Annotated in this window: 27 protein-coding genes and 4 other annotated features; of the genes, 18 read left to right on the top strand and 9 right to left on the bottom strand. The window is 37.4% G+C overall.

Features of this window, described 5'->3' with window-relative positions:
- The first annotated feature begins 81 nt into the window (after window positions 1-81).
- From AC1DKZ_RS04625 to AC1DKZ_RS04585, 9 genes are all read left to right on the top strand, one after another.
- Complete coding sequence (locus AC1DKZ_RS04625) at window positions 82-1,488, top strand: replication initiation and membrane attachment family protein (RefSeq protein WP_113935711.1); 1,407 nt, start codon at window positions 82-84, stop codon at window positions 1,486-1,488.
- A gap of 33 nt (window positions 1,489-1,521) precedes the next feature.
- Entirely contained in the window at window positions 1,522-2,460 is a 939-nt protein-coding gene (dnaI, locus tag AC1DKZ_RS04620) for a primosomal protein DnaI (protein WP_002015473.1), read from the top strand.
- A 373-nt stretch (window positions 2,461-2,833) separates the two neighbouring features.
- Complete coding sequence (gene ytxC, locus AC1DKZ_RS04615; RefSeq protein ID WP_476995703.1) at window positions 2,834-3,715, top strand: putative sporulation protein YtxC; 882 nt, start codon at window positions 2,834-2,836, stop codon at window positions 3,713-3,715.
- A gap of 31 nt (window positions 3,716-3,746) precedes the next feature.
- Window positions 3,747-3,974: a binding site (T-box leader), on the top strand.
- Window positions 3,975-4,022: 48 nt separating this feature from the next.
- On the top strand, window positions 4,023-5,960 hold the full coding sequence (gene thrS, locus AC1DKZ_RS04610) for a threonine--tRNA ligase (protein ID WP_002034275.1): 1,938 nt from the start codon (window positions 4,023-4,025) through the stop codon (window positions 5,958-5,960).
- 206 nt (window positions 5,961-6,166) lie between these two features.
- Window positions 6,167-6,287: a sequence feature (ribosomal protein L20 leader region), on the top strand.
- 63 nt (window positions 6,288-6,350) lie between these two features.
- Complete coding sequence (gene infC, locus AC1DKZ_RS04605) at window positions 6,351-6,854, top strand: translation initiation factor IF-3 (RefSeq protein WP_002015470.1); 504 nt, start codon at window positions 6,351-6,353, stop codon at window positions 6,852-6,854.
- A gap of 21 nt (window positions 6,855-6,875) precedes the next feature.
- Window positions 6,876-7,076 (top strand): 50S ribosomal protein L35, encoded by a 201-nt coding sequence (gene rpmI / locus AC1DKZ_RS04600; RefSeq protein ID WP_001125945.1) that lies wholly within the window; start codon window positions 6,876-6,878, stop codon window positions 7,074-7,076.
- A gap of 38 nt (window positions 7,077-7,114) precedes the next feature.
- Complete coding sequence (gene rplT, locus AC1DKZ_RS04595; protein WP_001138364.1) at window positions 7,115-7,471, top strand: 50S ribosomal protein L20; 357 nt, start codon at window positions 7,115-7,117, stop codon at window positions 7,469-7,471.
- Window positions 7,472-8,139: 668 nt separating this feature from the next.
- Window positions 8,140-8,631: a dUTP diphosphatase gene (locus AC1DKZ_RS04590; protein ID WP_002015469.1), complete on the top strand. Its 492-nt coding sequence runs from the start codon at window positions 8,140-8,142 to the stop codon at window positions 8,629-8,631.
- A gap of 69 nt (window positions 8,632-8,700) precedes the next feature.
- Window positions 8,701-9,786 carry a M42 family metallopeptidase gene (locus AC1DKZ_RS04585; RefSeq protein ID WP_476995702.1) on the top strand — a complete coding sequence of 362 codons (1,086 nt, stop codon included), beginning with the start codon at window positions 8,701-8,703 and terminating at the stop codon, window positions 9,784-9,786.
- Window positions 9,787-9,827: 41 nt separating this feature from the next.
- Here AC1DKZ_RS04585 and AC1DKZ_RS04580 read toward each other — a convergent pair whose 3' ends face one another.
- Window positions 9,828-10,445, bottom strand: coding sequence for a TetR/AcrR family transcriptional regulator (locus tag AC1DKZ_RS04580; RefSeq protein ID WP_016092410.1), 618 nt, complete (start codon window positions 10,443-10,445; stop codon window positions 9,828-9,830).
- A 296-nt stretch (window positions 10,446-10,741) separates the two neighbouring features.
- Here AC1DKZ_RS04580 and AC1DKZ_RS04575 point away from each other — a divergent pair, with 296 nt between their 5' ends.
- Window positions 10,742-11,395: an HlyD family secretion protein gene (locus AC1DKZ_RS04575; RefSeq protein ID WP_002088916.1), complete on the top strand. Its 654-nt coding sequence runs from the start codon at window positions 10,742-10,744 to the stop codon at window positions 11,393-11,395.
- A gap of 12 nt (window positions 11,396-11,407) precedes the next feature.
- A complete protein-coding gene (locus AC1DKZ_RS04570; RefSeq protein WP_002088915.1) occupies window positions 11,408-13,201 on the top strand; it encodes a DHA2 family efflux MFS transporter permease subunit in 1,794 nt (597 codons plus the stop codon).
- A gap of 21 nt (window positions 13,202-13,222) precedes the next feature.
- On the opposite strand, the gene AC1DKZ_RS04565 is transcribed toward AC1DKZ_RS04570, so the two are convergent.
- From AC1DKZ_RS04565 to sspI, 5 genes are all read right to left on the bottom strand, one after another.
- Window positions 13,223-13,537, bottom strand: coding sequence for an ammonia permease (locus tag AC1DKZ_RS04565; protein WP_476995723.1), 315 nt, complete (start codon window positions 13,535-13,537; stop codon window positions 13,223-13,225).
- 66 nt (window positions 13,538-13,603) lie between these two features.
- Window positions 13,604-13,975 (bottom strand): hypothetical protein, encoded by a 372-nt coding sequence (locus AC1DKZ_RS04560; protein ID WP_002165001.1) that lies wholly within the window; start codon window positions 13,973-13,975, stop codon window positions 13,604-13,606.
- A gap of 142 nt (window positions 13,976-14,117) precedes the next feature.
- Window positions 14,118-14,831, bottom strand: coding sequence for a lysostaphin resistance A-like protein (locus AC1DKZ_RS04555; RefSeq protein WP_476995701.1), 714 nt, complete (start codon window positions 14,829-14,831; stop codon window positions 14,118-14,120).
- Window positions 14,832-14,970: 139 nt separating this feature from the next.
- A complete protein-coding gene (locus tag AC1DKZ_RS04550) occupies window positions 14,971-15,528 on the bottom strand; it encodes an HD domain-containing protein (protein WP_002143328.1) in 558 nt (185 codons plus the stop codon).
- Window positions 15,529-15,707: 179 nt separating this feature from the next.
- Window positions 15,708-15,917, bottom strand: a complete 210-nt coding sequence (sspI, locus tag AC1DKZ_RS04545) for a small acid-soluble spore protein SspI (protein WP_000009511.1) — start codon at window positions 15,915-15,917, stop codon at window positions 15,708-15,710.
- Between the two features lie 82 nt (window positions 15,918-15,999).
- Here sspI and AC1DKZ_RS04540 point away from each other — a divergent pair, with 82 nt between their 5' ends.
- The 6 genes from AC1DKZ_RS04540 (at window position 16,000) to AC1DKZ_RS04515 (ending at window position 23,774) form a co-directional block, all read left to right on the top strand.
- Window positions 16,000-16,797: a TrmH family RNA methyltransferase gene (locus tag AC1DKZ_RS04540; RefSeq protein WP_002015458.1), complete on the top strand. Its 798-nt coding sequence runs from the start codon at window positions 16,000-16,002 to the stop codon at window positions 16,795-16,797.
- Between the two features lie 92 nt (window positions 16,798-16,889).
- Window positions 16,890-17,118, top strand: a binding site (T-box leader).
- Window positions 17,119-17,161: 43 nt separating this feature from the next.
- Entirely contained in the window at window positions 17,162-18,196 is a 1,035-nt protein-coding gene (gene pheS, locus AC1DKZ_RS04535; protein WP_002015457.1) for a phenylalanine--tRNA ligase subunit alpha, read from the top strand.
- An 18-nt stretch (window positions 18,197-18,214) separates the two neighbouring features.
- Window positions 18,215-20,635: a phenylalanine--tRNA ligase subunit beta gene (gene pheT / locus AC1DKZ_RS04530; RefSeq protein WP_476995700.1), complete on the top strand. Its 2,421-nt coding sequence runs from the start codon at window positions 18,215-18,217 to the stop codon at window positions 20,633-20,635.
- 194 nt (window positions 20,636-20,829) lie between these two features.
- Window positions 20,830-21,081 (top strand) — a binding site (T-box leader).
- A gap of 52 nt (window positions 21,082-21,133) precedes the next feature.
- Entirely contained in the window at window positions 21,134-22,525 is a 1,392-nt protein-coding gene (asnS, locus tag AC1DKZ_RS04525) for an asparagine--tRNA ligase (protein WP_002034242.1), read from the top strand.
- 129 nt (window positions 22,526-22,654) lie between these two features.
- Complete coding sequence (locus AC1DKZ_RS04520; protein ID WP_476995722.1) at window positions 22,655-23,557, top strand: SDR family oxidoreductase; 903 nt, start codon at window positions 22,655-22,657, stop codon at window positions 23,555-23,557.
- Between the two features lie 82 nt (window positions 23,558-23,639).
- Window positions 23,640-23,774 (top strand): YuzL family protein, encoded by a 135-nt coding sequence (locus tag AC1DKZ_RS04515; RefSeq protein WP_002138569.1) that lies wholly within the window; start codon window positions 23,640-23,642, stop codon window positions 23,772-23,774.
- 42 nt (window positions 23,775-23,816) lie between these two features.
- Here AC1DKZ_RS04515 and AC1DKZ_RS04510 read toward each other — a convergent pair whose 3' ends face one another.
- The 3 genes from AC1DKZ_RS04510 to rnhC form a co-directional block, all read right to left on the bottom strand.
- The gene (locus AC1DKZ_RS04510; RefSeq protein ID WP_002138566.1) at window positions 23,817-24,068 is read right to left on the bottom strand and encodes a hypothetical protein; all 252 of its coding nucleotides are present in this window, start codon (window positions 24,066-24,068) and stop codon (window positions 23,817-23,819) included.
- Between the two features lie 13 nt (window positions 24,069-24,081).
- A complete protein-coding gene (locus AC1DKZ_RS04505) occupies window positions 24,082-24,351 on the bottom strand; it encodes a hypothetical protein (protein WP_078179649.1) in 270 nt (89 codons plus the stop codon).
- A 226-nt stretch (window positions 24,352-24,577) separates the two neighbouring features.
- Window positions 24,578-25,516 carry a ribonuclease HIII gene (rnhC, locus tag AC1DKZ_RS04500; protein WP_476995699.1) on the bottom strand — a complete coding sequence of 313 codons (939 nt, stop codon included), beginning with the start codon at window positions 25,514-25,516 and terminating at the stop codon, window positions 24,578-24,580.
- A 123-nt stretch (window positions 25,517-25,639) separates the two neighbouring features.
- Here rnhC and zapA point away from each other — a divergent pair, with 123 nt between their 5' ends.
- Entirely contained in the window at window positions 25,640-25,909 is a 270-nt protein-coding gene (zapA, locus tag AC1DKZ_RS04495; protein ID WP_002088902.1) for a cell division protein ZapA, read from the top strand.

The raw sequence follows: 25,909 nt of genomic DNA, 5'->3' as shown, positions 1-25,909 counted from the left end.
CTTTTTCGCTAATAAATTATATAATAAAGATAGAACGAGTGAAATGTAGGTTAGATTGGATGAGAGAAAGGAAAAGCAAGAATGGAAAAACAGTCATGGATGGAGCTATTGCCGATTGATCGTTATAAAGTAAGTGCGAAAGGGTTGTTACATAATTACGACCGGAAAGTATTAACGATGTTGTATCAGCCGTTAATAGGTAGTAGAGCTTTTAGCTTATACATGACACTATGGGGAGAGCTAGAGCAAGATCGTGTGTTTGGAAAAGAGAATACACATCACTCCCTTATGGTGACTATGCAAATGCAACTTCCTGAAATATATGGGGAACGAGTAAAGTTAGAAGCGATTGGTCTTTTAAATGTATATATTAAGAAAGAAAAAGATATTCGAATGTTTATATATGAATTGCAACCACCTTTATCTCCGAAGCAGTTTTTTGATGATATTGTTTTAAGTATCTTTTTATATAATCGCTTGAGTCGGACAAAATACAACCAAGTAAAGCAATATTTCTTAGAAGAAGAATTCGATTTTGGTTCTTATGAAAATGTTACGCGCTCCTTCAACGATATATTTGATTCGTTTAACCCAGGTCAGTTTGAATATGCGCAAGAAGAACTGCGTATCCCGAAAACGACAATTATGCCAAGTAACGAGAATGGGGATGCTCCGAAAGTTTGGAACGACTTCTTTGATTTCTCTTTATTTGTAGACGGACTATCAGCGCTTGTTCCTAAAAAGGCGATTACAGATCAAGTGAGAGAATGTGTTATTACACTCGCTTATGTGTACGGTGTGGATGTGTTATCGATGCAAAATATCGTTCTTGGCGCAGTGACAGAAGTGCAAACAATTGATATCGAAAGGCTTCGGAAGGGAGCACGCGATTGGTATCAATTCGAAAATGGTCAAGCGTTACCTGTATTAAGTGAAAGAGTGCAACCTCATGCTGCTCGTACAATGAAAGAGAAAGAGCCATCTACGCAAGAAGAGATGCTAATGAAGCAGTTAGAGGAAATCTCGCCAAAACAACTATTGAAAGAGATTTCAGGCGGTGCAGAGGCGACGAAAGCGGACTTGCAAATCGTTGAGGATGTAATGATAAATCAAAAGTTAACGCCAGGGGTTGTGAATGTACTTATTTATTACGTTATGCTACGCTCAGATATGAAGCTTGCTAAAACGTATGTCGAGAAGATTGCTGGACATTGGGCGCGAAAAAAGGTCGGTACAGTAGGCGAGGCGATGGCGCTAGCAAAAGAAGAGAATCGTCAATATCAAGAGTGGGCTGAGACGAAGAAAAAAGGTCGTACAGCGAAGAAAACAGTGCGAAAAGAAATGGTACCAGATTGGCTTAAGGAAGAGTCGAAAGAAGAAGAGAAAGAACCTGTAAAAAATGACGTAAGTGCGAAAAAAGATGCAAGTACGTTAGAAGATGAACGGAAACGATTAGAAGAAGTATTGAAAAAATATAAGCGTGATTAATAAAAGAAAATGAACGCTCTTTGAGGTGAGAAAATGGAGCATATTCAAAATTCATTTACGAAATTAATGGAAAATAAAAACTTTAAAAATAGATATGAAGTCTTAAAGGCAGAAGTGATGGCGCACCCTCGTGTGAAAGAATTTATAGACGAACATAAAGGTGAAGTAACGACTTCTATGATTGAACGAAGTCTTGTGAAGTTATATGAATATATTGGACAAAGTGTAGGGTGTGCGGATTGTCCAGATTTAGGGTCATGTAAAAATATGCTACAAGGATATGAGCCGAAGCTCGTCATTCAAGGTAAGATGATTGATATTCAATACGATCGTTGTATTAGAAAAGTAGCATATGATGAGAGAAAAAAATATGAAAAACTCGTTCAAAGTGTATATATGCCAGTTGACATTTTGCAGGCAACTATGGAAAATTTAGACCCTTCAGATTTAGATGCACGTATTGATGCAATAGGTGCAACGAATGAATTTTTAAACACATACGAACCAGGTAAAAAAGCACAAGGTTTATATTTGTACGGTAAATTTGGTGTAGGAAAAACGTATCTTTTAGGGGCAATTGCAAATGAGCTTGCGCGAAAGAAAATTAGTTCGATGCTCGTATACTTCCCAGAATTTTTACGTGAAATCAAAAGTTCGATTCAAGATAATTCGATTAGCGGAAAGATTGATGCTGTCAAACGTGTACAAGTATTAATGTTAGATGATATCGGGGCAGAAGCGATGTCAAGTTTTGTACGTGATGATGTACTCGGTGCAATCTTGCAATTCCGTATGTTGGAAAACTTACCGACGTTCTTTACATCTAATTTTGATTTCAAACAGTTGGAACATCATTTAACGTATACACAGCGCGGTGAAGCAGAAGAGATGAAAGCGGCCCGTATTATGGAACGAATTAAATATTTAGCGAAGCCAATCCCAATTGGCGGGAAAAATCGTCGTAATAAGTAAAGAGCGAGCTGAGAAGCTTGCTCTTTTTTATCCCGCTATTGGCGGGCAGTAAGACTCCCACCTCAAAATTCGGCTGTAAGGGAGCCCTGCTGCCCGTAAAAGCCCAATTGGTGCGGGCTAATAATCAGTGGAGGATGGACAAAACCTCCACTGATTAAAGCTTCACTTTATTTTAATCATTTTTTCAGAGTAGCTTGTATCATTTTTTTCTCCCTCCCTTAATATATATAAAATTAGCAAGCCATATCGAGTGGATGTTCTAACGATGGGAGATAGGTTTCTACTAAGAGTGAACTTCCATAGATCGGACTCTTATAGGATTTGTAACGTATAGATGCAATCCTTTAGAGCGGGGATAAAAGGGGGGACAAAAGTGATTGAAATTTGCTTCGAAGAAAAAAATGATGCTGTGTACGTATACAGACAACTAACGAAAAGAACAGAATCCTTATATAAGGAAACAAGTGTATATTTAAATGAACAAAAGGTTGTTATTCATATACCATTATGTGAATCAAATTATATTAAAAAGATTTTATTGCCAGTATTACTATATTTCATTATGAATGTGAAACAAAATGAATGGATTCATACCATTTTAAAGGAAAAGTTTTTTTATGAAGAACAAGAAGAGTGCCATCAAATATTGCATATGGCACATGAGATTTTAAAGGAAAGAAGAAAAGGAGTAGCTAGTGATTTAACACGTCAAAAATTTGAATCTTATATTGCGTCGTCTTTGAATGAATGGCTTTGTGATCCGCTCTCATTCTCGTTTTCATCATACGTTCGTTTTCGTCTTCGTACATATAGGGAAATGGTAACTAAGCTTGCTGAAGTTGCAATTGATGAGTATAAGATGGAGCAGGAATACCAAATATTCATTGAGACACTTCGCCAACAAGTAAGTAGCCGGAAATCACGTTTGTCCTGTGTACATCTTATTTTTGATGAAAGTTTTATTTTCTATGATGATAAAGGTAGGCGTTTAAAACAGGAGAAATTGGTTCAATATATAGATGAAGAATTATTAAAGAAACAGGATGTATATATCGATACGAAAGTAATTGCACCACTTCTTTCTATTTCGCCGAAAAAGATTTATTTATATACGAAAGAACAAGATCATAACATGATTGTTACTTTGCGAAATGTATTTCAAGAACGGGTCCAATTACATGGTTTGCATGAGTTTGAGCGCAATGTGAAAAATTTAAAAAATAAAGGTAACGCCCTTGATTTTCTAAGTTTTTGAGCATATAATTACCTACATAAATGAAATATATTGAAATGTCATGATGAGGACATGAGTAGTTATCTACGATTTTCAGAGAGGGAAGCCTTAGGGTGCGAGCTTCCTAGTACGGGATTATTACTTACCACCTCTAAACTTTAGCAGTGAACGTTTTTCTAGTAATTGCTAACGGACAACACCGTTATGTTGAACTTGAGCAATTAACAATAAGGTTAATTGGAACAAGGGTGGAACCACGAATTCAACACTCGTCCCTTTTTATGGGATGAGTGTTTTTTATTTTGAAAAAAAAGAGGAGTGACCAGTGATGGCAGATGTAGTTAAAATTACTTTCCCTGATGGAGCTGTGAAGGAGTTTCCAAAAGGAGTAACAACTGAAGAAATCGCAGCTTCTATTAGCCCAGGCTTAAAGAAAAAAGCTGTGGCTGGAAAATTAAACGATGAGATGATCGATCTTGTTACACCAATCGAAGAAGATGGTGCAGTTTCTATTATTACATTAGATTCTGAAGATGGCTTATATATTTTACGCCACTCAACAGCTCACCTTTTAGCACAAGCGTTAAAACGTTTATATAAAGATGTTAAGCTTGAGCTTGGCATTGGTCCAGTAATCGAAAATGGCTTCTACTACGATATTGATATGGAAGAAGCAATTACAGTTGAAGACTTCAAGAAAATCGAAAAAGAAATGCAAAAAATCGTGAACGAAAACTTAGAAATCGTTCGTCATGAAGTACCACGTGCAGAAGCACTTCGTCGCTTTGAAGAAATCGGCGATGAGTTAAAATTAGATTTAATTAACGATCTTCCAGAAGATGCAGTTATTTCAATCTATGAGCAAGGCGAATTCTTCGACCTTTGCCGTGGTGTTCACCTTCCATCTACAGGGAAGATTAAAGTGTTTAAATTATTAAGTGTTGCTGGTGCTTACTGGCGCGGCGATAGCAATAATAAAATGTTACAACGTATTTACGGTACTGGATTCGTTAAGAAAGCAGAATTAGATGAGCACTTACGTATGCTTGAAGAAGCGAAAGAGCGCGATCACCGTAAATTAGGTAAAGAGTTAAAACTATTTACTAATAGCCAAAAAGTAGGACAAGGTTTACCACTTTGGTTACCAAAAGGTGCAACAATTCGCCGTATTATCGAGCGTTACATCGTTGATAAAGAAGCAAGCTTAGGCTATGATCACGTATACACTCCAGTATTAGGAAGTAGAGAACTTTATGAAACTTCTGGTCACTGGAACCATTACCGTGATGGCATGTTCCCATCAATGGAAATGGATAATGAAGAGTTAGTTCTTCGTCCAATGAACTGCCCTCACCATATGATGGTTTATAAAAACGATATTCACAGCTACCGTGAATTACCAATCCGTATTGCGGAACTTGGAACAATGCACCGCTATGAAATGTCTGGAGCATTATCTGGATTACAACGTGTACGCGGAATGACTTTAAATGATGCGCACATTTTCGTTCGTCCAGATCAAATTAAAGAAGAATTAAAACGTGTTGTAAACTTAACGTTAGAAGTGTACAAAGATTTCGGTTTAGAAAACTATTCATTCCGTCTATCTTATCGTGACCCAGCAGATACTAAAAAGTATTATGCTGATGATGAGATGTGGGAAAAAGCACAAGGTATGTTAAAAGAAGCTATGGATGAAATGGGTCTTGATTACTATGAAGCTGAAGGTGAAGCGGCATTCTATGGTCCGAAACTTGACGTTCAAGTTCGTACTGCTCTTGGAAAAGACGAAACACTTTCAACTGTACAATTAGACTTCTTACTTCCAGAACGCTTTGAATTAACTTACGTTGGTGAAGACGGTAAACAACATCGTCCAGTTGTAATTCACCGTGGTGTTGTATCAACTATGGAACGTTTCGTAGCCTTCTTAATTGAAGAATACAAAGGCGCATTCCCAACTTGGTTAGCTCCAGTTCAGGCGCAAGTAATTCCAGTTTCTCCGCAAGTACATTTAGACTATGCGAAGAAAGTACAAGATGAATTACGACGTGCTGGTATCCGTGTTGAATTAGACACTCGTGAAGAGAAAATTGGTTACAAAATCCGTGAAGCACAAATGCAAAAGATTCCGTACATGCTTGTAGTAGGTGACAATGAAGTTACTGAAAATGGCGTTAACGTACGTAAATATGGTGAACAAAAATCAGAAACAATCGCATTAGATGCGTTTGTTGACATGATTAAGGTAGAAGGAAAACGATAAGAAAGAGCCGCGGTATACCGCGGCTTTTTTATGTATAATAAAAAAGAAAATCTAGAAAAAATAACCAAACAATACTTATCATAAAAAAGTATTGCAAGTATGCTGGTTGTTTGTTACAATATTTCTTGTTGTTAGTAAAACACATCGCGTCTTCTTGACAGACGTCATGTCCTATGATAAACTCATCAAGGATAATAGAATATGGTTTTGACAAGTAGAAGCACCCGCTTCTCACCTGATGGACGCATTCGCAGTTAGCAGGTAAATGTATTTCTTACTAGAGATATTACAAGTGTGGGTGCCGTGTGCCCGCACTTTTTTTGTTCGGGTTCTACAATTGCAAAACGTATTCTAAGAAAACCTTGGAGGTGGCTTACTATTAGCAAGGATATGATGATTAACGAGCAAATTCGTGCACGTGAAGTACGCTTAGTTGGCGCAAACGGCGATCAACTTGGAATCAAGTCTCGTAATGACGCTTTAGACTTAGCTGCAGGTCTTAATCTTGATTTAGTATTGGTTGCTCCAAATGCGAAACCACCAGTATGCCGCATTATGGACTACGGTAAATTCCGCTTTGAGCAACAGAAGAAAGAAAAAGAACAGCGCAAAAATCAAAAAGTAATTAGCATGAAAGAAGTTCGTTTAAGTCCAACAATTGATGAACATGACTTTAACACAAAACTTCGTAATGCTGTCAAGTTTTTAGAGAAAGGCGACAAGGTTAAAGCGTCAATTCGCTTTAAAGGACGTGCCATTACTCATAAAGAAATCGGTCAACGTGTTTTAGATCGCTTCTCAGAAGCTTGTGCTGAAGTTAGTACAATTGAATCTAAGCCTAAAATGGAAGGACGTAGTATGTTCTTAGTTTTAGCACCGAAAAACGATAAGTAATAGATAGAGGAGGAAATACCTATGCCTAAACAAAAAACTCATCGCGGCGCTGCAAAGCGTTTCAAAAAGACTGGATCTGGTAAACTGAAGCGTTCTCACGCTTACACAAGCCATTTATTCGCTAACAAATCTACAAAAGCTAAACGTAAACTACGTAAAGCTGGTGTAGTTAGCGCTGGTGACTTCAAACGCATTCGTCAAATGCTTGACAACTTAAAATAAGTTCGGCTGATATATAGAACAAACTAGGAGGTAATATTATGCCAAGAGTAAAAGGTGGTACAGTTACTCGTCAACGTCGTAAAAAAGTTATAAAATTAGCAAAAGGTTACTACGGTTCTAAGAGTACATTATTTAAGGTTGCTAACCAACAGGTTATGAAATCTCTAATGTATGCATTCCGTGACCGTCGTCAAAAGAAACGTGACTTCCGTAAATTATGGATTACACGTATCAACGCAGCAGCTCGTATGAATGGTCTTTCTTACAGCCGCTTAATGCACGGTTTAAAAAATGCTGGCATCGAAGTTAACCGCAAGATGCTTGCTGACTTAGCTGTTCATGACGAAAAAGCTTTCGCTGAATTAGCAACAGTTGCAAAAAACAACATTAACTAATTGTTTAAAACCTTAGAAGATTTTCTTCTAAGGTTTTTTTATTTGCATTTATTGTAAAATCCTCCACTTATTATCGTTATTTCTTGCTCAAGTATATTAAGATGTGCTTGTAAGAACTTTTGTAACGATAACGAGGAGGCTTTTACATGAAAGTAGGAAAGATTAACGGATGTGTCGTTATCGATATGACAAAATCAATATAAAAGCTATAGCGATATAAAAGAATATATATATAAAGTCAGGAGAATCCTCCTGACTTTTTTTATCCCGCATTAACGGGCAGTAAAACTCCCACCTCAAAATTCAGCTGGAGCAAAGAAGTTAGGTGGGAGATCAACTGCCCGTAAAAGCCCGATTGGTTCAACTAATAATAAGTGGGGATGAACAAAACCCCCCCACTTATTAAAGTTTCACTTTATTTGAACTCATTCGTGAGAAGTGCATCTTTCCTAGCAGAAACGACACTGCTATAATGGAAAGATGATATGGAACTTTCATCAAGTGAACAATCTATGAGTGATGATTGAAACGTATTTGCAAATTAAGGACAAGCTATCTTTATAAAGATGTAGGTAGCTGACTTGTTAATAAGAAACGAAAAATAATAATGAACTTTGAGATGAAACAACATTGTTGCAGAAAATGCGATGTTGGAGGAGGACAATAGAATGGACTTACTACAACTATTTAAATTACAAAAAGAATTAGATGACCGTATTGTGAAAGAACATGACTTACAACCGAAAAAATTGTTAAAAGAAAAAATGTTAGCTCTTCTTGTAGAAATTGGAGAACTTGCAAATGAAACACGTTGTTTTAAATATTGGAGCAATAAACCAGCTTCAGAACGTGAAGTAATATTAGAAGAATACGTAGATGGTTTGCATTTTATTTTATCAATCGGAATCGATTTAGGAATTGATAAAAACTTCTTATTCTATAAATGTGCGCAAACGAATAAAACACAAGTGGAAATTTTCTTAGACACATATGCGAAAGTAATTCGTTTTACAGATCAACCTTCTATTACGAACTATATTGAACTATTTACAAGCTATCTTCGCCTTGGACAAGCGCTTGAATTTGAACAAGATGAAATTGAAAAAGCATATTTAGATAAAAATGAAGTAAATCATCAGCGTCAAACACAAGGATACTAATTTAATTTTTGAATATTTCAATTTCCTTTTGTATAATAAAGTGACTGAAGAAAAAGGAGGGTGTTGGCAATGATAAAATTAGACGAGACATTGACAATGCTAAAAGAATTAACAGACGCACGCGGTATTGCGGGTAACGAGCGCGAACCACGTGAAGTAATGAAGAAATATATTGAGCCGTTTGCAGATGAACTTTCTACTGACAATTTAGGAAGTTTAGTTGCGAAAAAAGTTGGGGAAGAAAACGGCCCGAAAATTATGGTTGCAGGTCATTTAGATGAAGTTGGCTTTATGATTACGCAAATTGATGACAAAGGCTTCCTTCGTTTCCAAACGGTGGGTGGCTGGTGGTCGCAAGTTATGCTTGCACAGCGCGTAACGATTGTAACGCGTAAAGGAGATGTAACAGGTGTAATTGGTTCAAAACCACCGCACATTTTACCTCCAGAAGCTCGTAAAAAGTCAGTTGAAATTAAAGACATGTTCATTGATATTGGTGCTTCTAGCCAAGAAGAAGCGATGGAGTGGGGCATACGACCAGGAGATCAAGTTGTACCGTACTTCGAATTCCAAGTGATGAAGAATGAAAAGATGTTACTTGCAAAAGCATGGGATAACCGAATTGGTTGTGCAATTGCAATTGACGTATTAAAACAATTAAAAGATGAAAAGCATCCAAACGTTGTATACGGCGTTGGTACTGTACAAGAAGAAGTTGGTCTTCGTGGTGCGAAAACATCTGCAAACTATATTAAGCCCGATATCGCATTCGCTGTAGATGTTGGTATTGCTGGGGATACACCAGGTGTAACGGCAAAAGAAGCGCAAAGTAAAATGGGCGATGGACCGCAGATCATTTTATATGATGCTTCTGTTATTGGTCATACAGGTTTACGTGATTTCGTAGTTGATGTTGCTGATGAATTACAAATTCCATACCAATATGACTCTGTAGCGGGCGGGGGAACGGATGCAGGAGCAATTCACATTTCTGTAAACGGTATTCCGTCTATGGCAATTACGATTGCGACACGCTACATTCATTCTCATGCAGCGATGTTACATCGTGATGATTATGAAAACGCAGTGAAGTTAATTGTGGAAGTTATTAAACGTCTTGATAAAGAGGCTGTACATAACATTACATTTAATTAATAGAAAAAAGCGAAGGATAATTTCCTTTGCTTTTTCCATTTTTAAAACGGTCGTTCTAATCCTGCTGCAGTATGGGCTCCTAAAATAATTAAGCGAGTTAATTGCATTGCCATAAAATGCGGGGTATAAATCATGCCTCTTTTTAACCATGACATAATCATTCCGATATGAGCACCTGTAACATAACTAATAAGAATGTCACGAGGAACCATGAGTTCTTCATCATCAGGTTGTGAAATAGATAAGCTTAATGTTAAATGTGTTTGGACTGTTTTCATCATTTTATAAGAGTAGTTTCCAGCGGCTTTATCACCAAGCATAACGTTATAGAAGTTCACATTTTCTGCTATATGTTCAAACAAAGCTAAAAAGGTTGGATGCGGTGAATCAAAAGTGAGCTGAAAATCTTCTTTATTTCGATTTTGTGGTTTAATTACTTCAGCTAATTTTTCTAACATTTCTTCTATGCTTTTGTCTAATAAATCATATTTATCATGGTAATGGCTATAAAATGTAGCGCGATTTACAGGAGCACGTTCCGCGATATGTTGCACAGTTACATTTTCGAAGCCCTTTTCGCCTACTAAAGCGACAAAAGCATCCTGTATGAGTTGTCTCGTTCGTTTTACACGTGGATCATTTGTATTTTTAATAGACATTTTTACTTCACCTCGTTTAATTTTTTGAATTTAAACAACACATGTATAGTGTAATGTTGTTTAAACAACATATAGGTTTAAATTGTTGGTTGTAGATTCGGGATAATTATTTATAATTATAAACGATAGTCCTTTAGAAATCAGCACCGCTAGGATGCAGACAAAACATAGTTTGCATCGTAAAAGGTGTGCTTTTTTTGTTTAAAGGTTAATATAATTAACAATTAAACAATATAAACACTAAGGGTGTAAATAGTTTAGAAAAAAATTATATGCGATATAAGGAGAGGAATGCAATGAATCAGTTTCGAAGAATGGTAATTATCAACATTATCACATTAATTGTATTAGTTGGCGGCGGTATTGGCGGTTATTACTATTACAATCAATCGGAAAACTATTTAAAAACAGAAAATGCAAAGATTGATGGGAAAGTAATCCCAATTGCATCACCAGTAGCAGGTAAATTAACAGACTGGAAAGCTGAAGTAGGAAAAAACTACAATGAGAACGATAAATTAGGTGCGGTTACTGTAGCAGGAGCAAATGGTGAGCAAACAGTAGATGTAACAATTCCACAAAATGCAACAGTTGTACAATCAAACGCAACAACTAATGCGTTCGTTGGAGCAGGAAGCCCAATTGCTTACGCATTTGATATGAACAATTTATGGGTAACAGCAAATATTGAAGAAACAAATATTGATGATGTTCAAAAAGGCCAAACAGTAGATGTGTATGTAGATGCATACCCAGATACAACGTTAACAGGAAAAGTAGAACAAGTTGGATTAACAACGGCGAATACATTCTCGATGTTACCATCAAGTAACTCAACAGCGAACTATACGAAAGTAAAGCAAGTTGTACCAGTTAAAATTTCTTTAGATCATAGTAAATCAGTAAATATTGTTCCTGGAATGAATGTGTCAGTTCGTATTCATAAGTAAGGGGGAGATGAGATGTCCTCAATTGCAATTGTAGGATATGCACTATTTTGTATAATCGTCTTCTTCCTTATAAATCGTCTTTTACGAAAGAAAAAAACGAATGTGGGAGAAGAACAAGTCCCAGCCGTAAGTAAGATAGAAGTAAGTCAAGCAGAAACAGTAGAGAAAGAACTTGAACAAAAACAAGAAACAGAAGCTTCTAACGTAGTGGAATTAGAAACAGGGAAGCAAGAGCAAGTAAAACAGGAAAAAGAAATGCTGAAGAGACAATTGCCGGTAGAGAATGTGAATGTAAAAGCAGTTGTAGCTGTATTAATTCTCGGTATGTTCGTTTCTATTTTAAACCAAACGATCATTAATGTTGCACTGCCGCCATTAATGAACGAATTTAACGTATCAACTTCAACAGCACAATGGTTAATTACAGGCTTCATGCTTGTAAACGGAATTTTAGTACCAATCAGTGCATTTTTAGTTTCACGGTTTACGTATCGTAAATTATTCATAGCAGCAATGTTATTCTTCACTGTAGGATCTATCATTTGTGCTACATCAGGAAACTTCACAATGATGATGACGGGCCGCGTTATTCAAGCGGTTGGTGCAGGTATTTTAATGCCAGTTGGTATGAATATTTTCATGACATTATTCCCGCCTAATAAACGCGGAGCAGCTATGGGACTACTTGGGGTAGCGATGATTTTAGCACCAGCTATCGGACCAACTGTAACAGGTTGGGTAATTGAAAACTATAGCTGGAACTTAATGTTCTATGGGATGTTTGTTATCGGTTTAATTATTACGTTCTTATCTTTAAAATTCTTTACACTAGCTCAGCCAGTGTCTAAAACAAAGTTAGATGTATTCGGTGTTATTAGTTCAAGTATTGGACTAGGTAGCTTACTGTACGGATTTAGTGAAGCTGGAAATAATGGCTGGACTAGTGCAGAAGTTGTTATAACACTTATCATCGGTGTCATTGGTTTAGCTGTATTTATTTGGAGAGAGTTAACAACAGACAATAAAATGCTCGATTTACAAGTATTTAAATATCCGACGTTCACTTTCACATTAGTAATTAACGCGATTGTAACGATGGCCTTATTCGGAGGTATGTTATTACTTCCAGTATACTTGCAAAACATTCGCGGTTTTACACCGATGGAATCTGGTTTATTATTACTTCCAGGATCATTAATTATGGGAATCATGGGACCAGTTGCAGGTAAGCTATTTGATAAGTATGGTATTCGTCCGTTAGCAATTGTCGGATTAGCCATTACAACATTTGCGACATATAAATTTACAACGTTATCGATGGATACACCGTATAGCGTTATTATGACGGATTATATTATACGCTCAATTGGTATGTCATTCATTATGATGCCAATTATGACAGCTGGTATGAATGCACTGCCGATGAAATTAATTTCTCACGGTACAGCAACGCAAAATACGTCAAGACAAGTAGCTGGTTCAATTGGAACAGCGATATTAATCACGCTTATGACGCAACAAACTACTGCTCACGTAGCGGATTACGGCAATATGTTAACAACGTCAAACCCGATTTTAGTTGATAAAGTACACGGTATGGGCCAAAGCTTAGCGGCATTAGCCGGATCAGCTCAAGCAGGAGATGCGATGAGTACACAACTATTATTCGGACAAATTTCAAAGCTATCTGCAATTAACGGTATTAACGATGCCTTCTTAATTGCAACTATACTCGCAGGTATTGCTTGGGTGTTATCGTTCTTCTTACCATCAGGCAATAAACCAAATAGAAAAGCAGGGAATTAATTTCCCTGCTTTTTTGTCTTTTTAAAGAGTGAGATATAAAAAATGATAACCAGCTACGGAGCACAGCCCTGTTATAAACAAAATTGTCCCCATAGCACGAATGCTGGATATTTGTCTTCCAATTATAATAGCTAATAGCCCAGCTAAAGAGAAGAAACACCAATATAAAGTTCCTGAAATTGGAAGCATCCCCTCTGAATCTATTCCAAAACCTATACAAATGATAGGAACAACGATAAGCGATATGCTAATTAAACCAGCTATAACGATAAATGATTTTCGATATTTCATTCCGGCAGCAATTAAAAAAATGCCAACGATGAATTCGCATAACATCAAAGTAAGAGCCAAAACCATCCAAGTTAATATTCAAAACACTTCTGTATTACCTCCGATAAAATATTATATATAGAATGAATCCCCTACAGACATAAGTACCCAGAAAATAACCCCTAATATGCCAGCGATAAAAATAATGAATCCCATATTACGTATACTTTTAATCTTTGCCTGTAATCCATTTAATCCTGCCAATAATCCAGTTAAAGAAAACAGTATCCAATATAAAGTAGTTGAAATAGGGAGGATCGTATCGCTATTCACCCCCATGCCCCAAAAAACAAAAGGTAGTGTGACAAAAGATAGGCTAAGTAGCCCCATTAAACCCACAAATAATTTAAGGTGTTTAATGCTAGTAATAATTAAAAAAATACCGCCGAAAAATCCGCATAAAACAAGAAGTGGCATATAAAAAATCCAAAGTAAGCTCGACATAAATAATCTCCTTCTATGGTGATGAGTTATATTTTACTACATGAGGTTTATTTTGGATATTATTAATAAATATGTATAAATTGATAGAAATGAGAAGTGATGATACGAATTAATAAAAGAGGTATCGCGATGACACCTCTTTCTAACTCAAGAATGCTAACATATTATTCATAATATGAAATAACATAGCTGGAATAATGGATTTTGTTTTTTTACATAAAATAGMCATTAATAATCCCATGAAGAAAGTAATTACCATTACTCCAAGTGAGTATGTATGAGCGATACCGAAGAAGAAGCTTGTTATGATGGCTGCAATCCAAAATGGAAAGCGCTCTGAGAAGAAGCGAAGTATAAAGCCACGGAAAATAAGTTCTTCAAAAATTGGTGTGAGTATAGCGAAGCCGAGAAGTAATAATATTTGATACTGCTTAAAAACGTCTAAGTTTAGTGCGGAAGATTGCTGCTTTGTTGCGTCTTGGAACACATAATTTAACAAGATGTAATTGAGTATAATGTTTATAGCGAAGAAAAGAAGTAAGTATACGTATGTACGCCATTCTTTAAGTACTTTAAAGTTAAAAGATTTTAGTAGTAATTTTTTTGCGGGTTCGAATTTAAAAATGAAGAATAACAACACGGCTAGTTGTAATACGATACTTGCAGTATTTGCAATAGATTCATACAGGGCAATTTGTTTTTTATCTGTAAGACCGGCTGTATAAATTGTTAAGGGCATTGCGAGGAACACAGTAATAAGTCCGGTTCCGAAAAAAGCGAATAAAACGGAGCTAATAAATTGTCCCCATGACATAGAGTATTTCTGTTCATTAGAAAGTTGTGTAGCGGGTTGCATTTGTAAAATCACCTCTTTATATTTGTATATTTAATTATAAAGTATTTTGCTTTTGAGTGTAACATTTAAATATTACATACAAAGGTGTATTTTTCGCAAAATAATAAAAGAGGTATCACCCTATAGTGATGCCTCTTTCTCATTGATAACTATGTTCTGCCTTGTCATTCAATTTCTTTTGCTCTATTTGTAATTCACGCTCTACCAATCGGTCTAATTGCTGAATAGCTTTAAGTGCTTTTTCGTAAGAAATCGTTCTATAATGGTGCGCTCCACCCGGTTCTTCATCTGCTTCGTCTGCCCATTTAATAATGTTTTGAAGAGATGTTCTTTCAATTTCTTGCTGTACTAAGAAAGAATCTGTATGAAGAAGAATCGCAATAGAAATTTCTTTTGCTAGTTTAGGATGTTCTCCTAATCTAATAAGCAATTTATGAGATCTTTCTGCCCCTTTAATCGCATGTATATCATTCTTTTTATACAAGTCATAGTCCCATTCGCCGCCTGTGTACCACGTATGATGTCCGATATCATGAAGGAAGCCAGCCTTTGTCGCAGCATCGACTGAGGCGTGATGCTTTTTGGCTAAGTGAAACGCATGGTAAGCGACAGCAATCGCGTGGACCATTCCAGAACGGTTTACATATTTTTGTGTAATGTGATGTTTAAAAACTTGTTCAAGCGTAATACGTTGCATAAAACATTCACTCCTTTTATCTAATGATGTACATGAAGAAAAATCGATCGGTTTAAATGTATTTTGAACATTGTACTCCATCGGGGTAGCGTTAGTAAAGTAGAAATGTTTAGGAGAAGAAAAATTTTATAGACATAAAAGGTCACCTTAGTTTTTTTTCTAAGGTGACCTTTTATTGCTTATTTTTTTAATCCTTGCTCCAGTGTTCCTAACATTTCGTGTTTTTCATTTTCATCAGCATTTTTCCAAATGACTTCGAATAAAACGCCAAGACCTGGAAGCATTTTTTCTTCACCGCTTTGAATTGCATCGACAATCGTTTCTTGTAATTGATCTTGTGAATTTCCAGATACATTCGCTAATACCGCGCCGCGTAAATTAAAACTCATTATCTTCACCTCTTCTTCAGAATTGAAACTGACGTTAGTTTTTGTTCTTTTTTATGTAAATATGTATGAAAAATAGGCTATAATGATAAGACAAGAAGAGAGGGAAATACATATTATGAAAAACATTGACTCAGTACAAAACCCGCGTGTGAAGCAGTGGAAAAAGCTGCAGACGAAAAAAGAGCGCGATAACAAAGCTTTATTTTTTGTAGAAGGATTCCATTTAGTAGAGGAAGCGTTAAAGGCAGGAGTTGTAACAGAACTTATCGTTTCAGATCAGACAGATCTTCCGAAAGATTGGACAGTTAATGATGTTGAAATGTATATTGTGCCTGAAGCAATTGTAAAAGTACTTCGCGAAACAGAAACAACGCAAGGTGTATTTGCTGTTTGTGAGAAACATGAGAAAGAAGTAGCTCTTACTGATGGGAAATTTCTTTTATTAGACGGCCTTCAAGACCCAGGTAATTTGGGAACGATTATTCGTACAGCGGATGCAGCGGGTATTCATGCCGTTGTGCTTGGAGAAGGGTGCGTTGATGTTTATAATAGTAAAGTACTACGATCTACACAAGGTTCTATTTTCCACTTACCGGTTGTGAAAGGGAACTTAGAAGAATGGGTAGACAAGTTAAAAGAAAATAACGTCCCTGTATATGGAACAGCTCTTGAAAATGGAGTTCCATTTGGTGAAGTAACCCCGGCTGGAAGTTTTGCATTAATTGTAGGGAATGAAGGAAGCGGCGTACGCCAAGAAATTCTTGCGAAAAGTGATCAAAACTTGTATATTCCGATTTACGGCGGGGCAGAATCATTAAATGTTGCGGTTGCAGCAGGGATTTTAACGTATTATTTACAAAGCCCAGTTGCGAATCGATAAAAAACTTCTTATAATAAGTTGAAGTGCATGTTCATAAAAAAGTGGTGAAATGAGTATCGAACTTTTTTGAACATATAATAAAAGTATATTAATGAAAAACTTTGATAGAGAAGAGTAGCTTACAAAATCGCCATATAGGGAGAGAGTGCCGTAGACTGAAAGCATTCTTATGGTAGATGGAAGTGAATTCACCTCTGGAGTTGGCGCCAGGACCATTTATATGTAAAGGCGTTCCGGTCAGAATTGATCGTTATAACTAATGAGTGGGCAGACTTGTTCTGTCAATTTAGGGTGGTACCGCGAATTTACCTCGTCCCTTTTTGGGAGCGGGGTTTTTTTATTTTTAAAATTAGGAGGGTTCCAAATGGAAGCACGTTTAAAAGAGCTAAAGCAAAAAGCGTTAGAGCTTATTGAAGAAGCGAAAGAGCTAAAGGGCTTAAACGACGTACGCGTAGCGTATTTAGGGAAAAAAGGTCCAATTACAGAAGTATTACGCGGCATGGGAAAATTATCAGCAGAAGAGCGTCCACGTATGGGAGCATTAGTAAATGAAGTACGTGAAGCGATTCAAACGCGTCTAGAAGACAAAATTGGTAACTTAGAAAAAGCAGTAATTGAGGCGAAATTAGCTACTGAAACAATTGATGTTACACTGCCAGGTCGTCCTGTTGAAACAGGTTGTCACCATCCGTTAACAGCAGTTGTTGAACAAATTGAAGATGTATTCATCGGTATGGGTTATGAAGTAGCTGAAGGAACAGAAGTAGAAAAAGACTACTACAACTTCGAAGCATTAAACTTACCGAAAGATCACCCAGCGCGTGATATGCAAGATACATTCTACATTACAGAAGAAACGTTACTACGTACACATACATCTTCTGTGCAAGCACGTACGATGGAAAAGAATAAAGAAAAAGGACCGATTAAAATTATTTGTCCTGGTAAAGTGTATCGCCGCGATGACGATGATGCAACGCATTCACACCAATTCATGCAAATTGAAGGTCTTGTAATTGATAAAAACATTCGCATGAGTGACTTAAAAGGTACACTGCAAGTATTCGTGAAAAAGATGTTCGGTGAAGATCGTGAAATCCGTCTTCGTCCAAGTTTCTTCCCATTCACAGAGCCATCTGTAGAGATGGATATTTCTTGTATGATGTGTCACGGTAAAGGTTGCGGCACTTGTAAAGGGACTGGCTGGATTGAAATTTTAGGCGCAGGTATGGTTCATCCGAACGTACTTGAAATGGCTGGTTATGATTCAAAAGAATATCAAGGTTTCGCATTCGGTATGGGCGCAGAGCGTATCGCAATGTTGAAATACGGCGTAGATGACATTCGTCATTTCTATACAAATGATGTACGTTTCTTACAACAATTCAAACGAGCGTAAGGGAAGGAGAGGATAAATATGTTCGTATCATATCGTTGGTTACAAGAGTATGTAGATATTAAAGATGTAACGGCACAAGAACTAGCAGACAAAATCACGAAAAGTGGTATTGAAGTAGAAGGCGTTGAAGTATTAAATAAAGGTGTAAAAGGTGTTGTAGTTGGTCACGTATTAGAATGTGAAAAACACCCAGAAGCTGATAAATTAAGCAAATGCTTAATCGATATCGGTGAAGAAGAACCGGTTCAAATTATTTGTGGAGCTGCTAACATTGCAAAAGGTTTAAAAGTACCAGTTGCAAAAGTTGGCGCTGTACTTCCTGGTAACTTCAAAATTAAAAAAGCAAAACTACGCGGTGAAGCTTCTCACGGTATGGTTTGCGCTCTTCAAGAGCTTGGCATTGATGGGAAGTTAGTTTCAAAAGAATACGCAGATGGTATTTTCATTTTCCCAAGTGACGCTGAAGTTGGTGCAGATGCACTTGAAATTTTAAACTTACACGATGAAGTACTTGAGCTTGGTTTAACACCAAACCGTGCAGATTGCTTAAATATGTTAGGTGTTGCATATGAAGTAGCTGCTATTTACGGCCGTGAAGTGAAACTTCCAGCTATCGACTTACAAGAAACAGCAGAAAAAACTTCTGACTACATTTCTGTAAGTGTAGAAGCGAAAGAAGAAAACCCATTATACATTGCAAAAATGGTTAAGAACGTAAAGATTGGTCCATCACCAATGTGGATGCAAACGCGCCTTATGGCAGCTGGCATTCGTCCAATTAGCAACGTTGTTGATATTACAAACTACATTTTAATGGAATACGGTCAACCGTTACATGCATTCGATTACGATAAATTAGGTTCAAAAGAAATCGTTGTTCGTCTTGCAAAAGAAGGCGAAAAGATTCAAACATTAGATGCTCAAGAACGTACGTTACAAGGCCACCACCTTGTTATTACAAACGGTGAAAAAGCGTTAGCTGTTGCTGGTGTAATGGGCGGAGCGGATTCTGAAGTTGATAGCGAGACAGTAAACGTTCTAATTGAGTCTGCATACTTTGCAGGTCAAACAGTGCGTCGTACATCAAAAGACTTAGGTCTTCGTAGCGAATCAAGTGCACGTTTTGAAAAAGGAATCGACCCAACACGTACATTTGAAGCAATTCAACATGCAGCTGCTTTAATGGCAAAATACGCTGGTGGAGAAGCGCTTGAAGGTGTAGTAGAAGCTGATAACTTACAAGTACAAGAACGTACAGTATCTGTTACAGCTGAAAAAGTAAACCGTGTATTAGGTACAGATATTTCTGCGAGTGAAATGGGTACAATGTTCACAAACTTAAAATTCCCATTCACAGAAGTAGAAGGAACATTCCATGTAAATGTACCAGCACGTCGTCCTGACATTACAATTTCAGAAGACTTAGTAGAAGAAGTAGGTCGTCTGTATGGTTATGATCACATTCCAGTTACATTACCATCTGGAACAATGACACGTGGGAAATTAACATCAGCACAAACGAAACGTCGTAAAGTACGCCGCTTCCTAGAAGGTGCTGGTTTATATGAAGCAATCACATATTCATTAACAAGCGCTGACAAAGCGAAACAATATATGGTTGAGCCTAACGAAAAAGCTCCTGTAAATCTTGCGCTTCCAATGAGCGAAGAGCGTAGCCAACTTCGTTTAAGCTTAGTGCCACAATTGTTAGAAGCAGTTTCATACAATGTTGCACGTAAAAACGACAGCGTTGCATTATATGAAGTAGGTTCTATCTTCTTACCAACAGAAGCAGGAGAACTTCCGAAAGAAGAACAACATCTTGCAGGTGTTATGACAGGTCTTGCTCTTCACCATGCATGGCAAGGTGAGAAGAAAGTTGTAGACTTCTTCGTTGTTAAAGGTGTATTAGAAGGATTATTCGACGTACTTGGCGTGGCAAATCAAATCACTTATGCACCAGCAAAACGTGAAGGTATGCACCCAGGCCGTACAGCTGACATCGTATTAGATGGTGAAGCAATCGGATTCATCGGTCAATTGCACCCGGAAACAGAAAAACAATTAGATGTGAAAAATACATTCGTATTCGAATTATCTCTTGCAAAAGTATTCGGTGCAGACGCTGAGGGAACTTACTACTCAGCAATTCCACGTTTCCCATCTATGACACGTGATATGGCTGTTGTAGTAACAACAGAAACAAAAGCTGGTGAAATGAAGCAAGTCATTGCTGAAGCTGGCGGAGAACTTCTGAAAGACGTAGCACTATTCGACTTATACGAAGGTGAAAAAATGGAAGAAGGCAAGAAATCACTTGCATTCTCTATGAACTACTTCGATGCAGAACGTACATTAACAGACGAAGAAGTAACAGAAGCACATAACCGTGTATTAACAGCGGTAGAAGAGAAATTTGGTGCGGAGTTACGTAAGTAATAAAAAATTGCCGGATTAAGTCCGGCAATTTTTTTTATGGCACGATTGTCGGAAAATGTCGGTAAGTCGATATATTATAAAAATCGCTGATATATTTGGAGTTACGGTCGATATATTGCGAAAATCGCTGATATATTTTCTGGCATCTTGCATCTTTCTCTCGGATGTAGTACATTAATTTTAGTTTAACAAAACGAAAGACGATGATAAGGAAAAGTAGTATATACTATAATCCAAAGCGAGTCAGGGACGGTGAGAGCCTGATGAGGCGGTATATGTGAAGAACACCTTGGAGTTGCTAACCGAAATTGAAACTTGTATTCAAGAGTAGACTTAGACGGGAATCCGGCCTGTTACAAACCGGGAAGTATGTATTACATACGAGTTAAAGTTGGTCTTTATGACAAATTGGGTGGTACCGCGAAGTTTAACCTTTCGTCCCTTTATGGATGAAAGGTTTTTTTGTATTTAAATATATGAGTAAAGGAGAATTTTACTATGGAAAACACATTAGTAAAAAGTCTGTATAGAGATACAGATAAATACGCAGATCAAACAGTACAAGTATCGGGTTGGATTCGTAACTTACGTGATTCAAAAGCATTTGGTTTCATCGAATTAAACGACGGTAGCTTCTTCAAAGGTGTTCAAATTGTTTTCGATACAGAATTAGAGAACTTCAAAGAAATTGCAAAGCTTCCACTAAGCTCTTCAGTTAAAGTAGAAGGTAAAGTAATTGCAACGCCTGGAGCGAAGCAACCATTTGAAATTAAAGCAGAAAAAATTGATATCGAGGGCTTATCAGATTCTGATTACCCACTTCAAAAGAAGCGTCATACGTTTGAATATTTACGTACAATCGCTCACTTACGTCCAAGAACAAATGCATTCTCTGCAACGTTCCGTGTGCGTTCTATCGCAGCATTTGCGATTCACCAGTTCTTCCAAGAGCGTGGATTCGTACATGTTCACACACCAATCATCACTGGTAGTGATACAGAAGGTGCAGGTGAAATGTTCCGCGTAACAACGCAAGATTTAAACAACGTACCTAAAGGTGAAGACGGACAAGTTGACGAATCAAAAGACTTCTTCGGTAAAGAAACAAATTTAACAGTAAGTGGACAGCTTAATGCTGAAGCTTATGCGTTAGCATTCCGTGATGTGTACACATTCGGACCTACATTCCGTGCAGAAAACTCAAACACAACTCGCCATGCAGCTGAGTTCTGGATGGTTGAGCCTGAGATTGCATTTGCTGAATTAGGCGATGTAATGGATCTTACAGAAGATATGCTGAAATATGCAATGAAATACGTACTAGAGCATGCACCTGAAGAAATGGACTTCTTCAACAGCTTCGTTGATAAAACAGTTCTAGAGCGCATGAACAACGTAATCAACTCTGACTTCGGTCGCATCACTTATACAGAAGCAATTAAAGTACTTCAAGAATCAGGTGCTGAATTCAAATACCCAGTAGAATGGGGTATTGACTTACAAACAGAGCACGAAAGATACTTATCAGAAGAAATCTTCAAACGCCCTGTATTCGTAACTGACTATCCGAAAGACATTAAAGCATTCTACATGCGTATGAACGAAGATGGTAAAACAGTAGCAGCTACTGACCTTCTAGTTCCTGGCATCGGCGAATTAATCGGCGGAAGTCAACGTGAAGAAAGAATGGACGTTTTAGTAGACAGAATTAAAGAATTAGGTATGAACGAAGAGGACTACTGGTGGTACTTAGAACTTAGAAAATACGGCGGTACAAAACACGCTGGATTCGGTCTAGGTTTCGAGCGCTTCCTAATGTACATCACTGGCATGGCTAACATCCGTGACGTAATTCCATTCCCAAGAACTCCAGGTTCTTCGGAGTTTTAAGATAAAAAAAGCGAGAGCAACTGCTCTCGCTTTTTTTGTTTGGAAAAATGTTGTTCATAGGTTCGTTCATCTCTCACATATAGTAAAACGAATGAAATATTTATGGGCAAGGGAAGGGGTTCTTGTACAATGGGGGAAATTCCAAGTCATACAAAGTGGACATTGCGTGACAAGTATATAGTAATCACTGGTGCCACAAGTGGTATTGGATTAGCGGCAGCTAAGGCATTTGCGGAGCGTGGTGCCAAGCTAGGAATTATTGCACGCAACGAGGCAAAAGCGAATGATGCTATGACTCAAATTAAGAATGTAACGAATGGGAATGTGGTGGTAGATTTATTTCTGGCTGATATGGCTTCCCAACAATCTATACGCCGGGTAGCTACTGATATTTTAGAAAGGTGTCCGAGAATAGATATATTAGTGAATAATGCTGGTGCTTTATTTCAAACAAGGAAGCTTACGGAGGACGGTTTGGAGATGACCTGGGCAGTAAACCATTTAGGTCCATTCTTACTCACTAATTTGTTGTTGGAGCGTTTAAAAGAAAGTGCTCCTGCTCGTGTCATTACCACCGCATCTCACGGTCACAAAATGGCTAAAAAGGGAATTGATTTCGGTGATCTAGATGCAGAACAACTGTATCGCGGTGTTAAGAAGTTCATGGGCGGTCCTACAATGCGTTATGCGCAAACAAAACTAGCTAACATTTTATTTACCTCTGAATTGGCACAGCGGTTGGAGGGAACGAGTGTTAGTGCTTATAGCTTTGACCCGGGGCTAGTGAATACGAATTTTAACCAGGACAATGGTCTGGTTGCTCGCTTAACTATGGCGGCAATGAAACCTTTCTCTCGTACACCCGAGGAAGGTGCGGAAACTTTAATATGGCTAGCAGAATTAAATGGATTCATTGACCATAGTGGCTGTTACTATGCCGACAAGCAAGTGGGGAAAACATCTGAAGCCGCTTTGGATAAGGATGTCGCAAAACGTCTATGGGACATTAGTGAACAGCAGACAGGAGGATAAAAGAGTAGCCAGTATATGTTCAGATGGTTATGTTGAATAGTTTTTTACCCTTAAGTAAAAAGTAATCTTGGGGGTGATTGTAATGAGTAAGAAAGTGAAAACAGATCATTCTAGATCAGTCCTAGGTTCTCCAGAGGTGGAAGGACAAGGAACAACAACGCATGAAACCGGTTCTCATAAAGTACCTTCATCAAATAAGAAGCAGAAACGAAGCTAACACAAAAAGGAGAGTCTTGGCGGCTCTCCTTTTTTATATGTATTACATCTTGTTGTTATGAATCTCTTGTGTAATCTTATCCACGTCTTTGTCTAATCGACCTAAATAGAAAAACCACAGTAAGCTTAAAAACACGTAATAGATGGCCATCACACAAAGGTTATCAGATATATTTTCGAATGTAGATTTGGAAGTGAAAAAAGCTCCCCAAATGGTAGAGATAATGAGGTAAGAAAGCGGGCCTACGAGGTGTACGAAAACATATAATAACTTTTTAACCTTTTCAGAGTTCATATGAATTCTCTCCTTATTTAAACAATCCTCTTCTTTTAATCATAAATTCAAGTTCCTCACAGAAGTATTGTAGCTTGACTGGATTTCGAATTAACAAGTGGGCATCGTGTTTCCCGATAAATTTTCGAATCCGAAAGTTTAATAAAAAAGATCGACCATAGCGCTCTATTAAATTGTTGAATTCTCGTTGTTCACTTAGTAGCTGAATATTTTCTCTAATTTTGAATTGGCGTTCATGTGGATCCCCTAGTAAAATATTTAGAATCATTTGTAGAAGTAGCAATAGGAACCTCTCCTTGGGTTATTTATATTCTGTATATTTAGATTATAACAAAAATAAGAGGTTTTTACTATTGATTATAACAAAAATGGGATTTTTTACATTTTTGAGTGCTATGATGAAATAAAGGGTAATTTCTAGGTTGTTATATCATCCATAAAAGGCGAAAAGAACGCAATTCTTTTCGCCTTGTTTAGTTCATCCATATCCTGTCGATACTAAAAAGTAGTTATTTTTTCAGTAAGCGAAACGCCTTCTCTGTATTAGCGAAATGCACTTTCACAAATTCAGGTAGTCTTTCTTTACCGACTTTTTGAATTAATTTAGCAGCGGCAATATCAACTTGTTTACCAGCACCTTTCGGAAGTTGCATACCAGCTTTTTTACTTAGTTCGTCAAATTGTTTTACGAATGAGTAACGAGCTAAAATGGAAGCGGCGGCTACTGCTAAGTGGACACTTTCACCTTTTGTAGCGAAGTAAACATTTTCACGCTGTACCTGTTTTTGTTTCGCTAAATATTTATAGTATGTATCAGGCTGTGTAAATTGGTCGATTAAGATGCCTTCTGGTTTTGTAGGCGCGATTTTTGCCAATAAGTTTGTGATGGCTTTGTTATGCAGTAAAGCTTTTAGTTTACCTTGGTTGTTTCCTTTATCAAATAGCTCGTTATATTTTTCATTATGAAGAACGAGGGAGCTGTAAGGAACAACGTGAAGGAGTTGTTTGGCAATCTCAGCAATTTGAGCATCATTTAAGTTTTTGGAGTCTTTTACACCGAGTTCTTTTAAAAGTGGAATTTGCTTCGCATCCACATATACAGCAACAACTGTCATCGGTCCGAAGTAATCACCAGTACCTACTTCATCGGACCCTAAAATCGACATTGTACCAATAGAAGAAGGTGGTGCATATTGATGCGAATTGACCGGTTTTTTTACGGCGGATTTTGGTGTTTGAGAGACATTTTGCCAACGAGAAGCCTCTGCTTCAGCACGTCCACCTTGAAACATCACTTTCCCTGATTTATAAGCTGTAATTGTGCAAGATGGAACCTTTGCCATAAAGATACCGCCTTGTGGAGTTTTGGGGCTAAGTGCTTGTTTGTATTGTTGTTTCATGTCTTCAATTACTGTAGAACTTGTTTGTATTACGATAGAATTTGACAAAATGGTCGCTCCTTTTTTATGTTGTTATTTTTATCATATCGGATTGTTCTTTCTGTTTCCATATTATGATGGTTCATGGTATGATAAACTTTAGGATTCTGTACGTGATTGGAGGCCGGTGAGTTGTCACAACAAAAGGGAAATAAAAGTCGAATTAATGTAGAAATATATGGCCAACAGTATTCAGTTGTTGGCGATGAAAGTACAAGTCATATCCGCATGGTAGCAGCGATTGTGGATGATAAAATGCGCGAACTCAATGCCAAGAATCCTTCGCTTGATACGAGTAGACTAGCGGTATTGACGGCGGTAAACGTCATACACGATTACATAAAATTAAAAGAAGAACATGAGAAGTTGAAAGAAAGTATGACACAAAAAGGAATGGAATAA

The sequence above is a fragment of the Bacillus sp. 05T21 genome (assembly GCF_056396785.1).
The sequence above is the reverse complement of the archived record's forward strand: the minus strand, read 5'-3'. Positions and strand labels throughout refer to the sequence as shown.